Below are 13,144 nucleotides of genomic sequence, written 5' to 3' on the forward strand. Positions count from 1 at the left end.
AGCGGACTGCCACCTCCCCGTCTGATCGACAACCTTCTCTGCCTCTGAACGACGCCTCGAGACTGGCATGCGCGTGGGGCCTGACTATGCTCAAAGCATTGTCCACAGCGCGTCCGAGCGGAGTCATTCATGAATATCGAAAGCCTGTTTGCCGAACTGCACAGCCTGCCCAGCATTCCCAAGGTGGCACAGGAGCTGATCCAGCAATTCGACAACCCCACCTCCAACCTGGAAAGCGTGGCACGCAACATCGAGCGCGACCCGGTGATCGCCGCCAAGGTGCTGCGCCTGGCCAACTCGGCGCGCTTTCGCGGTGCCCGCGAAGCCACCAGCGTCGAGGATGCGGCCATGCGTCTGGGCTTCAACACCCTGCGCACCCTGGTGATGGCCTCGGCGGTCACCGGCGCCTTCAAGGTGGACACCGGCTTCGACCTCAAGAGCTTCTGGATCCACAGCTTCCGCGTGGCGAGCATCGCCCGCACCCTGGCCAAGCAGCTCAAGCTCGATGCCGACGCCGCCTTCACCTGCGGCATGATGCACAACATCGGTGAATTGCTGATCCAGGCCGGCGCGCCGGACTTCGCCCGCAAGCTCAACAGCCAACCACAGCGCGAAGCGGCCGCCCACGCCGCCGAGGAAACCCTGCAACTGGGCTTCGGCTACCCCGAAGTAGGCGCCGAGCTGGCGCGCCGCTGGCAACTGCCCAAACTGATCCAGAACGCCATCGCCTATCAGGCCCGCCCCAACGCCGCACCGGACGATGGCCGTTACGCGCGCCTGGTGGCCCAGGCCGTGGCAGTCGGCGAAGCGCTGGAGGCGGAGGGTCTCAGCGAAAAGGCCCAGCAGAGTCTGGAAGGCCCGCTGTTCGAGGAAGTCGATCTCGCCGCCCTGTTCGCCGCCCTGCCCGCCGTACTGGAAGCGGACAAGGCCTTCGCCGAATTGCTGAGCTGAAGGTTTTTTGCTGCTGTAGGAGCGAAAGGAGGCGCCTAGCCTTCATTCGCGCCTACACAGGTTTGCAGAACGCTCAGCCCTTGCCGCCAGGCTTCTTCCCGCTATCGGCCTTGGCCGCAACGGCCAGGGCCATGACCACCTCGCGCGCCACCTTGCGCTGCACGGGCGGCAGCGCCAGAAAGGCCTCGATGACCTCACGCTCCTGATAGTGCTTGGGATCCTCCCAGCGGCCGCGCTGCTCGCGCACGGCCAGCGCGGCCTGTTCACCGAAGCGCAGCACCTGCGGCTCGATGCGCAGCCACTCGGCCAGCACCTGCAACTTCTCCTGAGAGGGAATGGCCTCGCCGCGCAACCAGCGCGACACCGCCTGAAAGGTCACGGAGCGCCCCCAGTAGCGTGAGTTGAACTCACGTTCGAGCACGGCTGGGCGATCAGGATAGCCGGCTGCAAGCATGGCACTGCGCAGGCGTTGGGCGAATTCGATTTTCTCGGTCATGGACGCGGACGTTAAATTCCGCTTCCATGCTTGATTGAACAGTCAGTTGTATTTTAAATGAAATTCATGGTTTCATCGCCCTTTGACAGGCTGTTGTACCACGCACTAGGGAGGGCGCCATGACCAGTCCGATCCACCCGGTTTTCGAAGACATCCGCTTCACCGTGCAGCGCGCGGCCGATGGTCGCTTCTGGTTCGCCGCGCAGCCCGTCTGCCAGGCCCTGGAACTGAGCGACGAGGATGCCGCCCTGCTGCTGCACTGCCGCCCGGAGGGCATCCTGTTCGGCAACGAGGAAACGCCCCAGGCCATGATCGACCTGGAAAACCTGCTGCGCCTGAGCCTCAACGGCTCCAACGCACGTAGCAGGCGCCTGTTCGCCTGGCTCTGCCAGAGCCTGCTGCCCTACCTGTTCAGCAGCGCCAACCTGCCCAGCTACCGCCAATTGGACATGGCCGACAAACGCCTGCGCGCCCTCAAGTGGCACCACGACTGGTGGTTGTCGATGGACGATGTGATGCAGGTATTCGGCAGCCGGCCGGAGTTGCTGACAGCGCATGGCAGTGAGCTATTGCGCACTTGATCGAAACGACCGCTAGCGTGACCCACATCATGCTATCGCCCCGCCAGCATTGAATCGCCGCCTCGCTGCGTGCAGTCTGCATGGCACTCACTTCACGGAGGAAGGATGACGGCATGTTCAACCCGGCCAACGAAACCCATTTCAGCCTGAACATCGAGGGTGTCGAGCACGACCTGCAGGTGCTCGAATTCAGCGGGCGAGAGGCCGTCAGCCAGCTCTACCGCTTCGACGTGGAACTGATCAGCGAGCGCCCCGACCTCGACCTCAAGGCCCTGCTGCAGCAGCGCGCCTACCTCGCCTTCAGCCCCAACGGCGACGGTATCCACGGCATCATCCACCGCGCCGAGCAGGGCGAATCCGGCAAACGCCTGACCCGCTACCGCCTGAGCCTCGTGCCGCAGCTCAAGCTGCTCGAATACCGCATCAACCAGCGCATCTTCCAGCATCTGAGCGTGCCGCAGATCGTCGCCCAGGTGCTCGAAGAACACGGCATCGTCCAGGGCCGCTACGAATTCCAGCTCGGCCCCACCGTCTACCCCGAACGCGACTACTGCGTGCAATACGACGAGAGCGACCTGCACTTCGTCCAGCGCCTGTGCGAAGAGGAAGGCATCCACTACCACTTCCGCCACAGCGAAAGCGGCCATGTGCTGGTGTTCGGCGACGACCAGAGCGCCTTCGCCAAGCTCGGCCGGCCCACGCCCTACATCCAGGACAGCGGCATGACCGCCGACGACCCGGTGCTCAAGCGCCTGGCCCTGCGCCTGGAAACCCGCACCCGCCGCACCACCCGCCGCGACTACGACTTCGAGCAACCGCGCCTGTTGCTGGAGGCCACCTACCAGGGCGAAAAAGCCGGCGAGCTCGACCACTTGCCCGCCCTGGAAGACTACGACTACCCTGGCCGCTACACTGATCGCACCCGCGGCAAGCACCTGGCCAAACGTGCCCTGGAACGCCACCGCAGCGACTACCAGCAACTGCAAGGCAAGAGCGACCAACCGCGCCTGGTCAGCGGTCACCTGCTGGAAATCTCCGAACACCCACAACGCGAATGGAACGCTCTGTGGTTGCTCACCGAAGTGATCCACGAAGGCAAGCAACCGCAGGTGTTGGAAGAGTCCATCACCAGTGATTCAGCCCTGCGCCGAACGGCTCCCTCGCCCCTTTGGGGAGAGGGCTGGGGAGACGACTACAGGGATGTAGGAGGTAGAGCGACGCAGGATGCCAAAGCCGAGGGGGACAAGAGCGACACCGACTTTCACCAAGGCTACCGCAACCGCTTCCTCGCCACCCCCTGGGACGTGCCCTTCCGCCCGCCGCTGAAACACCCCAAACCCAAGGTACTGGGCAGCCAGACCGCCGTGGTCACCGGCCCTGCCGGCGAGGAAATCCACTGCGACCAGTATGGCCGGGTGAAGGTGCAATTCTTCTGGGATCGTGAAGGCCAGGCCGACGACAAGACAAGCTGCTGGCTGCGCGTCAGCTCCAGCTGGGCGGGTGATCGCTACGGCGCCATCACCATTCCGCGCATTGGTATGGAAGTGCTGGTCACCTTCCTCGAAGGTGATCCCGACCAACCGCTGGTCACCGGCTGCCTGTATCACGCCGAACACGTGGTGCCCTACGACCTGCCGGCGAACAAGACCCGCAGCGTGTTCAAGACCCTCAGCAGCCCCGGCGGTGGTGGCTACAACGAACTGCGCATCGAGGATCGCAAGGGCGCCGAGCAGATCTACCTGCACGCCCAGCGCGACTGGGACGAAAACATCGAGCACGACCAGAAGATCCGCGTCGGCAATGAACGCCACGACACCGTGGAGAAAAACAGCTACACCGAACTGCTGGCCGAGGAACACCTCACCGTCACCGCCGAGCGCAAGGTGGAAGTCAAACCGCAGGATCACCTGACCGTGGGCACCGACCAGCACATCAAGCTGGGCACCGCGCAACTGACCAAGGCAGGCCGTGAGATCCATCTGAAGGCCGGGCAGAAAATGGTCATCGAGGCAGGCATCGAACTGACCATCAAAGCCGGTGGCAGCTTTATCAAACTCGACCCCGGCGGCATCACCATCAGCGGCCCGCTGGCCAGGCTCAATGCCGGTGGCTCGCCGGGCAAGGGCTCGGGCATCAAGATCAAACCGCCCGTACTGCCAGGCGCGGCGGATAGCGACAAGGCGGGGAGTTTGTTGGAGCAGGCGTTGGCGAATGAGTCTGTAGAGCCCAAAAAACTAGTCAAGGACTATCCGTTCTCGCTCTGAGTCGAGACGAACACCAAAGGACTTAGGTAAGCGTTATGTTGATTAGCCCTCCATTTCTCCCAGCCTCTATAGACGGCGAGAGCGACGAAGCCTACGTCAACCGTGCCATGCAGGGTGGAATCCCCGGTGACGGAGGCTTCCCGTTGAGCTTCGATTTGAATTGGCATGGCGGTATCCACTTGACCGCCCCACAGGAAGGAACCACGCATCTTCCCGTCAGAGCAATAGCAGACGGCACCCTGGTTTACGTCCGCCAGCCAACGGACGAGGCTTCTGCTCCAGCGGATCATGGGCTGCGCTACCGCGATCAATGGACCGACAACGGCTGTATCGTGCTCAAGCACGAGACGGAGATCGGTGAGGGAGCCGGCGCCTCTGTAGTCTTCTACTCCATCTACATGCACCTCGCGCAAATCACTCTCGCGAGTCCGACCAAAGGAGCCAAGGTTTACCGCAAGGATGAGCTGGGAAAAGCCGGGCGAATCTATGGCCAGAATCACCGCATTCATTTTGAAATCATTGCCGATCAGAGCCAGATCGCGAAGCTCGTAGGGCGTAACGAGCGCCTGCTCGATCATCAGTCCGGCAATGGCCGAACCGATAGCTGTTGGGGAGACATGTATTTCTTCATTCCCCCCGAAGTGCTTGTCTACGAAGCGGCCCCCACTAATCGGCTACAAAGCGAAAACAGCGCCCCCGTTGCCTATCGTTGTCCTGCCATGCCTACCGGAGCAGCTCCTGTGGTGGAGGGCGGGTCTGCTGAAGGAAGAACAGAGTCCACGCCGCTGATTCAAGGCTATGAGTGGGCCGTCGCCTCACAACTACAGGAAGGCATTTTCGTGCGTATGCGCTACGAGCGTGGTCAATGCACACTGACCTCCTTCCTCGTTTCGGGAGAAGAAATCGGCAGCCACCAGGAAGAGACCGATTACGAATACAACCTTTACAGAACTGCAACCAGTCTTTATCCACAGCGCCCCAGTGCCGGGTATGAGCTGCTCCGCTTCGGGCGAGTATTGGGGCCGGACATCTTGCAACCCGCAGAGGCCGCACATTGGCGCCAGATAGCACTACCCAGTCGCACAGGAGAGCCAGAAACAGGTTGGGTAAACCTCAACGCAACGACAGTCGCAAAGTTCAGCGATGCGGACTTCCCACATTGGCAAGGCTGGCAACTGATCGACGATGACACCGACTCCGATAGTCATTGCCAGTCACCATTCATCCGCCGTTTGCTGCGCCTGGATGATGGCAAGGTGGTCTCTGATCAGGTCGATGCAGTGAGCATCGCATTATCACCTACTTATGCAGGAATGTCGGAAGAAGAAAAGCTAAAGCTGTCGGAGCGCTATGAACGTGAGCGTGTACAGAACGAAGCTGCCTTGCGAGACGCGGTTGCGCAAAAACAACTCAAGCGCCTTATCTGCAAGTTTCCGAGTGAATGGGTCAAGAATGATTTCGACACTCGTTATGACTGGCTTAAAAAGGTAGCGCCAGGTGGCCCGGTGCCCGAAGAAAGTTACAATCGTTTACGCAACCATCATCAAGAGTTGGCGTTTTGGGAAGTTGCAGCGTTAGAAGGAATTGAAGCCAAGCATTGGCATTTTCCGCCAAGAGAGTTTGTTAGGCACTTTAGAAAGTGTGGCTGGCTGAGCCGGAACGAGTTGATTCAACTACTCCCAACGAACTCTTTAAGGAGAGCTAATATTTGGCAGTGGGAAGATGTTAGCCTAGGCAGCGCCTATACATTGCTGCACCCCTCTAGTGAAAGTGCCAAAACGCGAAGAAATGATCTAAATAAAGCAATGCAGAAATATCTGATCACGACACCAGTTCGCCAGAGTTGTTTCTTTGGTAATGCAACGCAAGAAACTCAGTGGTATCAGAAATTTCACGAAAACAGTCCGTACTGGTATAAGCCGTGGGATGGAAGAGGTTTTCTGCAACTGACTCATGCAGCAAACTACATAGAATACTGGGGCTTCCGCGGAATTCCTGTAACTCAGCAAGTAAAAAACACACTAAGAGATCATACAGAAACAGCAAAAAACAATCGCCCCATAAACAATGGGCAGCGATCAATGTATGATCCAACAAACTCTCTGAGTGACGCATCGACAGCTATACCCCAAGAGATAATTAACAGAAGAAACTCAGTAAAGGAATCATTCGATGCAGCTAATAGTGCTGGGGCTTACTGGTCTTGGTCTGGCGCTGCTAAACAAGCTGATAGCTATTTTAATACGCCTGCAAGCAACATCAGAGCTGTGAACACAAACCATGGAACAAAACACTACTACGAAAACCCTGCATTCGGAAGAGTCGCCGCAACAGTTAACATCGGATCTCCCTCGACAAATTATTCTTCAATATGGGGAGTCCAAGCAAGATTTATGGCTTTTGCTAATGCACAAGTAATTCTAATGGACTGGCTATACTTCACACACGCAGATGGTACGGTTCACCCTACGCCGCAAGACTTTGTATATCGCCGAGCGCCTGAATAATGAAACTCAATATCTTGTCAAAAAATATATTTCAAATTGCTTTTTTTACTTCAACCACCACATTAGCTTTTGCTGGCGGTGAAATAATAGGCAATGGTTCTGGAGAGTCTTTAAGCGCCAGCGGCCCAAAAAACATTCAGGTAAATTTATTTGAATGTAAATTCACTATCAACCTAGAGCGCAACCAACACATAGTATTCAATGACCCTGATATCATAATTTACGAGAATGACTCGAATGCCAATGCAAAGCCCCCTGCCCACCTCTGGCAGGCAGAAACGACATCAGGATATAACTGGCAATTCAAGCTTGATGGCGCTCCTGACACATACTGGTTTGGGAGTATGTGCGCTGACACAGCTGAGTTTCCTGAAGAGTTCATTGACAAAAAAACAGAAGAATCACCCCCAGGGCTAGATCTAATAAGAGAAAGCAATGAGACACATTGCCCGGCAAAATATATGGATGACGCTTGGCACCCAAGCCCCTATGCAACTAATTTTCACAACTATATCTTCCAAGATATGGCTGGAGAAAATTGGAATGGATTCGCGATGGGATTGAAGTCCAGTGATGATAAAAAAATTACCTCTCTAAAATTTTGTTTAGTTCATAAGAATAAGGTTCTAGTTGGCGCATCAGAAAGTGATACTCCTTTATCTATCCCCAAGGATGACTTCCAGAAACTAATTCTAACTTTGTCAGGAATTAAATTTATTGATTAACTTATCTAGTCTTTATTCAGGAAAAAGGCAGAGGCTTTTGCATCAGCACACATTACTGCTTCGGCAGTTGAAGGCGATTGAGTGCTACCTCGCCAGGCCTGCCCTGCATGTCTCATTGCAGCAGTTTTATAAGCTCAAGAAGAGACAGGGAGATTGAGCCCCTTACAAATAACTCAGCCACTAGAACCCAGACATTACTACCAATGGATTTTCAATCCACCCCCTACATGGAGCGTATGCATGAAAAAACAAAACCTTCTATTCATATTGACTTTTTTCGTGATCGCCTTGGTTGCCATCACGTTTTTTGGTGTATCCGACGTACTAGGTATCATCCTCACTAGCTGTATTGGAGGTTTGATGTCTTCCTTGATTACAGGCCGTCGCAAAGTCTATGACTGGGAAGCTTTCGGAAACCTCAAAGTCGTACTGTTACCTTCCACCATCTCCGCTGCCATTATGGCTGTTTTACTAGCGGCCAAATTCTATATATTGACAATGGCCGTTGGAATCACAGGTTCGCCATACGAGGTTTATCAAATCAACTTCTTCAGGGTTGTTCTGATCACCTGGTCTCTCTCTTTCGTATCCCTAGCGCTGACTCTGATGGCTCACGACAAACTTGGCGGTGACAGAAGCTGAGTGCAGCAGCCATTCCTTCCGGTACGGGGCCACTCATTCCCCATGTCATCAATCCAGGAAAAAACAGTGTCCTGCTCAGCTTGTCCGTCATCGGTGAATGCGCGCCTGATATGAGCAGGCTCGCTGAACTCACATGCAGCACTGCTTGTATTTCTTGCCACTGCCGCAGGTGCAGGGGTCGTTGCGCCCGACCTTGGCCTGTTCGCGGCGTACCGGCAGCAGCGGATCCAGGTTCTGCTGCCAGTACTGGTACAGCTCGACGGCGGCCGGCTCGATCATCGCCGTGCAGGCGTCGTATTCGGCATCGGACATGGCCTTGAGCGCCTCGCGGCCGCTTTCGTCGCCGTGCAGGATGATCAGATTCAAGGCCACGGCAACCGGGTCCGGCAGTACCGCATCCAGCCAGCCGGCCACCGCGGCGCCGCGCAGGTAGCCCGCGCACCATTCGGAGACGATCAGCTTCTCGCCCTTGCCGTTGTCGTCGGCGAGGAAGATCGCTTCGTATTCGTCGGGCTCCTCGGCAAGCATGTAGGCCGCCTCGCTCATCAGCTCGACGGCCAGCTTCATGAAGCGCTCGCCCTCCTTGTCGCTGGGCCACTGCGGCGGCTGGTCGGCCCAGATGGCCGAGTACCAGACGGCCGGCGCGACCTGGCGCGGGGCGGAAACGATGGCCGCGAAGAAGCCGTCCAGCTCACTGGCGGACAGGATCGAGTGATCGTTGCCGTACTTGAGCAGCCATTGATCGAGCTTCTCCAAGCCTCTGTTGTCCATCGCCATGTCCCCCTGAAAAAGGGCGCTACTTTCCCACAGATGGCCAGCGACAAACAGCCTGAGCTGAGCGACTGGCAGTCAGCCCCGGCGGCTCTGCAGCGACTGCAGGGCAGGCGCGAAGCGCGACACCGCCGCCAGCAGCGCCTGTAACGAGGCGCGCAGCAGGTTGCCGTCACGACCCGCGCCGAAACGCGAACCCGGCTGCCCCGGCCAACTGACTTCTACCAGCGCCAGCGCGCAGGCATCGGCGCCGCCCCCCAGGCTGTGCTCCTGGTAGTCGTCGATACGCAGCGGCAAATCCAGCGCGGCTACCGCAGCGGCCAGCGGGCCATTGCCTTCGCCACGCAGGCTCAGCCGTTGGCCGACCACCTCGACATCCAGCTCGATCACCTGGCGCTCCCCAGAGTCCTGCAGGCGGTGACCAATGTAGGCCAGTGCGCCGCCCGATCGCGCCGGGGCCAGGTAAGTGCACTGGTAGAGTTGCCACAGCTCGGTGCTGGACAGCTCGGTTTCGCTGCTGTCGGCCTGTTTCTGCACGATGGCGCTGAATTCCACCTGCTGGCGGCGCGGCATCTGCACGCCATGATCGCGCTGCAGCAGGTAGGCGATGCCGCCTTTGCCGGACTGGCTGTTGACCCGCACGATGCTGTCATAGGTGCGGCCCAGATCCTGCGGGTCGATCGGCAGGTACGGCACCTGCCAGAAGCCCTGCGGATCCTGCGCGGCGAAGCCCTTGGCGATGGCGTCCTGGTGCGAGCCGGAAAACGCGGTGAACACCAGATCACCGACATAGGGGTGACGCGGGTGGATCGGCAAGCCGGTGCAGGCCTCGGCCACCCGTGCCACGCCGGCGATATCGGAGAAATCCAGGCCGGGGTCGATGCCCTGGGTGTAGAGGTTAAGCGCCAGGGTCACCAGATCGAGGTTGCCACTGCGTTCGCCATTGCCGAACAGGCAACCCTCGACCCGTTGCGCGCCGGCCAACAGCGCCTGCTCGGCACAGGCCACGCCGGTGCCGCGATCATTGTGCGGGTGCACCGACAGCACCACGTGCTCGCGCCGCGCCAGGCGCCGGTGCATCCACTCGATCTGGTCGGCGAAGACGTTGGCGGTGCTGACCTCGACGGTGGTCGGCAGGTTGATGATGATGGGCCGCGAGGGGCCGGCGTCCCAGGCCTTGATGGCGGCGTTGCAGATGCGCAGCGACACCTCCAGCTCGGCCATGCAGAAGGTTTCCGGCGAATACTGCAACACCCATTCGGTCTCGGGATAGGCCGCCGTCAGCGTCTTGAACAGCTGGATATGGCGCACCACCAGTGCTTCGACCTCATCCACCGAGAGCTTGAACACCACCTCACGCCACAGCGGCGCGATAGCGTTGTACAGATGCACGATCACTCGCCGCGCGCCGGCCACGGCCTGCACGGTCTGCTCGATCAGGTCTTCACGCAGTTGGCTCATCACCATGGGGGTAACGTCGTCGGGAATACCGCCCTCGTCGATCAACTGACGGATGATCTCGAAGTCGGTGCGTGAAGCGGCGGGAAAACCCACCTCGATTTCCTTGAAGCCCAGGCGCACCAGCTCGTCGAACAAACGCAACTTGCGCTCGCGGTTCATTGGCTCGAACAACGCCTGGTTGCCGTCGCGCAGGTCGGTGGAGAGCCAGATCGGCGCCTGCTGCAAGCGCTGCTGCGGCCAACGGCGGTCAGCCAGGGCGACGGGGGGAAACGCGCGGTACTTGGTGTGCGGATTGCGCAACATGACAAAGCCTCGATGGGGATACGGAGAACGGCGCGATCTCCCCTGCCTGCATGACAGGCTGTTCGAGGCCGGGATCGGGGGAGATCAGCGGCGCGTGACAGTCACGCACCGGGTCGGATCCCGGCCTGGGCTCAGGCGTAGTGCGCGTAGGTCAGCAAGCGAGGTCATGGTGGCGCCTCCGTGAAGTGAGCGCTCAGACTAATGCCTACCACCTCGACCACCTCACGCCAAATGGCCGTTCATTGTCGTGAAATGGACAATCTGCCGAGGCGGCGCTAGGGTGGCCGCCTGTCCTCTACAGAATCTGCCCTCGCCAAATCCGCCATGGTCGATCACACCGAACTGCCCTACGAATCGATGGCCATGCCGGTCACCGGCGTGGCCATCGACTACCCCAGCGGCCATCGGGTACCGCCGCACAGCCACCCACGCGCGCAACTGATCTACGCCATCGAGGGCGTGCTGGTAGTCGATACTCCGGCCGGGCGCTGGGTCACTCCGCCGACCCGTGGCGTGTGGCTGCAGGCCGGCTGCGAGCACAGCCTGCAGATGCGCGGGGTCACCCGCGTGCGCAGCCTGTTCGTCAACCCCGATGCGGCGCCAGGCCTGCCCATCGACAACTGCGTGATCGACGTCAGCCCGCTGCTGCGCGAGCTGATCCAGGCCGCCACCCTGGTGCCTGCGCAATACTGCGCCGATAGCCGCGACGGCCGCCTGATGCGCTTTCTGCTGGATGAGCTGAGCAGTCTGCCGGTGCTGCCGCTGCACCTGCCCTGGCCGGACGACGCGCGCATCGCCCGAGTGTGCCGGAGCCTGGCAGACAACCCGGCGCAAAACGAGCCAGCCGAACACTGGGCGGCGCAACTGGCGATGAGCAGCAAGACCTTTCACCGCCATTTCCAGCGCAGCACCGGCATCACCTTCGGCCGCTGGCGCCAGCAAGCGCGCCTGCTGCTTTCGCTGGAGGCCCTGGCGCAAGGGCTGCCGGTGCTGCAGGTGGCGCTGCAGCATGGCTACGACAGCCAGAGCGCCTTCGCCGCGGCCTTCCGCCGCCAGTTCGGCGTGCCGCCCTCGGCCTTCTATCGCCAGGCCAGCCGAGTGGCGGACTGAGCAGCACCGCCAGCCAGCAAGACCAACCTCATGGCCGTGACGCGCCGGGCGCGGCAACCTCGCAACCTGGGCCAGCGCGCCGTTCAGGCTCGGCGGCGCCACTGTCTGGATCTGCATCAGTCAGTGATTGCAGTGCGACGAAACGCCGACTCCAGGCCCAGACCCCGAGCATGCAGAGGATCAGCCCCACCAGCATGCCCGGGTAGCCCAGGCGGTCGAGCAGGATGCCGGCGAGCATCGGCACCAGGGTGCGGGTGAGCACGAACAGGCTCGATTGCAGGCCGTAGTCCACGGCGCTCAGCCCGGCGCGGGTGTGGTTCATCATCATGCCGAACAGCAGGCCAGCCGCTGCGCCCATGACCAGGGCGAGCAACAGGGTACAGGCCACCAGCCAGGCCACGCCGGCCTGGCTGATCACCGCGCCGGCCAGAGCGCCGAGCGCCGCGACCCCGACTAGCGCACAAGCCGGCAGGGCATGCTGCAGCCCCTTGCGTCGGGCCAGGTAGCCACCGAGTGCGCTACCAACGGCCCCCAGCACGCCGCCGAGCACACCGGCAATCAGCGCCACCTGCTCCGGTGGCAGCCCCTGATCGAGCAGCAGGGGCTTGAGGTAGACCCAGGCTGCGCCGATGAAGGGGAAATAGAGCATCAGCATCACCACCCAGCGGCGCCGCTCGGCGCTGCCGAAATAGGCCAGCCACTGGCCGACGCCGACCCGGCTGGCCTGGGCGGTATCCGCTGCGGCGAGGATCGCCCGGGGGATCAGGCACAGGCCCAGAGCGGCCAGCAGCAGACCAGCGCTGAGCACCCAGAACGGCAAAGCCCAACCGGCACGCGTATGCAACATCAGCATCACACCACCACCCACCACGGCACCCAGGGAACTGGCTGCAGAGCGGATGGAGCCGGCCCGCAGGCGTTCGTCCGCTGGCAGGCAACGAATCGCCAGGGCGTTGACGGGTGCGTCAGCCCAGGTGCCAAGCAGGCTCGCCAGCATGGCCAGGGCGAACAGTGGGGCAAAACCGCCCTGTTCGATGCCCAGGCAGGCCAGACCGAGCAGACTCGCAGCGTAGCCGGCCATCAGCGCCAGGCTCCAGCGCCGGTAGCCCACGGCGCCCCGCGCCCAGCGATCCACCGGAGCGCCGAGCACGAACTTGAGCACCGCGGGCAGCCCGGCCAGTTGGAACAGACCGATTTCCGTGCCGCTCCAGCCGTGCTGGCGCATCACCAGCGGCAGGCCGAGGTAGAGGTAAATGACCGGCGCCGTCATGGCGAAGTTGACCCAGCCGAGCAGCAATTGCAGGGGCCAGTGAGAAGGGGTCGAGCGAGCCAT

At 60.3% G+C, this 13,144-nt stretch carries 11 protein-coding genes; 7 read left to right on the forward strand and 4 right to left on the reverse strand.

Annotation, left to right across the window (positions count from 1 at the left end; all coding sequences use genetic code 11):
• Nucleotides 1-129: 129 nt before the first annotated feature.
• The gene (locus tag ACSVIK_RS17720; RefSeq protein ID WP_442445556.1) at nt 130-951 is read left to right on the forward strand and encodes an HDOD domain-containing protein; all 822 of its coding nucleotides are present in this window, start codon (nt 130-132) and stop codon (nt 949-951) included.
• A 73-nt stretch (nt 952-1,024) separates the two neighbouring features.
• On the opposite strand, the gene ACSVIK_RS17725 is transcribed toward ACSVIK_RS17720, so the two are convergent.
• A complete protein-coding gene (locus ACSVIK_RS17725) occupies nt 1,025-1,447 on the reverse strand; it encodes a transcriptional regulator (RefSeq protein WP_442445557.1) in 423 nt (140 codons plus the stop codon).
• Nucleotides 1,448-1,566: 119 nt separating this feature from the next.
• On the opposite strand from ACSVIK_RS17725, the gene ACSVIK_RS17730 reads away from it, so the two are divergent.
• From ACSVIK_RS17730 to ACSVIK_RS17750, 5 genes are all read left to right on the forward strand, one after another.
• The gene (locus tag ACSVIK_RS17730; RefSeq protein ID WP_442445558.1) at nt 1,567-2,028 is read left to right on the forward strand and encodes a BRO-N domain-containing protein; all 462 of its coding nucleotides are present in this window, start codon (nt 1,567-1,569) and stop codon (nt 2,026-2,028) included.
• 113 nt (nt 2,029-2,141) lie between these two features.
• Nucleotides 2,142-4,292: a type VI secretion system tip protein TssI/VgrG gene (gene tssI, locus ACSVIK_RS17735; protein ID WP_442445559.1), complete on the forward strand. Its 2,151-nt coding sequence runs from the start codon at nt 2,142-2,144 to the stop codon at nt 4,290-4,292.
• Nucleotides 4,293-4,327: 35 nt separating this feature from the next.
• Entirely contained in the window at nt 4,328-6,799 is a 2,472-nt protein-coding gene (locus ACSVIK_RS17740) for a M23 family metallopeptidase (RefSeq protein WP_442445560.1), read from the forward strand.
• A complete protein-coding gene (locus tag ACSVIK_RS17745; protein WP_442445561.1) occupies nt 6,799-7,524 on the forward strand; it encodes a hypothetical protein in 726 nt (241 codons plus the stop codon). Before ACSVIK_RS17740 ends, ACSVIK_RS17745 begins: the two co-directional genes overlap by 1 nt.
• Before the next feature lie 240 nt (nt 7,525-7,764).
• Complete coding sequence (locus ACSVIK_RS17750) at nt 7,765-8,166, forward strand: hypothetical protein (RefSeq protein WP_442445562.1); 402 nt, start codon at nt 7,765-7,767, stop codon at nt 8,164-8,166.
• Between the two features lie 129 nt (nt 8,167-8,295).
• Here the strand turns inward: ACSVIK_RS17750 and ACSVIK_RS17755 are convergent, their stop codons facing one another.
• A complete protein-coding gene (locus ACSVIK_RS17755) occupies nt 8,296-8,937 on the reverse strand; it encodes a YecA/YgfB family protein (RefSeq protein ID WP_442445563.1) in 642 nt (213 codons plus the stop codon).
• Between the two features lie 78 nt (nt 8,938-9,015).
• The gene (leuA, locus tag ACSVIK_RS17760) at nt 9,016-10,701 is read right to left on the reverse strand and encodes a 2-isopropylmalate synthase (protein WP_442445564.1); all 1,686 of its coding nucleotides are present in this window, start codon (nt 10,699-10,701) and stop codon (nt 9,016-9,018) included.
• A gap of 324 nt (nt 10,702-11,025) precedes the next feature.
• Here leuA and ACSVIK_RS17765 point away from each other — a divergent pair, with 324 nt between their 5' ends.
• Nucleotides 11,026-11,811 (forward strand): AraC family transcriptional regulator, encoded by a 786-nt coding sequence (locus ACSVIK_RS17765; RefSeq protein ID WP_442445565.1) that lies wholly within the window; start codon nt 11,026-11,028, stop codon nt 11,809-11,811.
• Between the two features lie 28 nt (nt 11,812-11,839).
• On the opposite strand, the gene ACSVIK_RS17770 is transcribed toward ACSVIK_RS17765, so the two are convergent.
• Nucleotides 11,840-13,144, reverse strand: a complete 1,305-nt coding sequence (locus tag ACSVIK_RS17770) for an MFS transporter (protein WP_442445566.1) — start codon at nt 13,142-13,144, stop codon at nt 11,840-11,842.

It is taken from the genome of Pseudomonas sp. NCHU5216, assembly GCF_052156495.1.
GTDB lineage: Bacteria > Pseudomonadota > Gammaproteobacteria > Pseudomonadales > Pseudomonadaceae > Aquipseudomonas.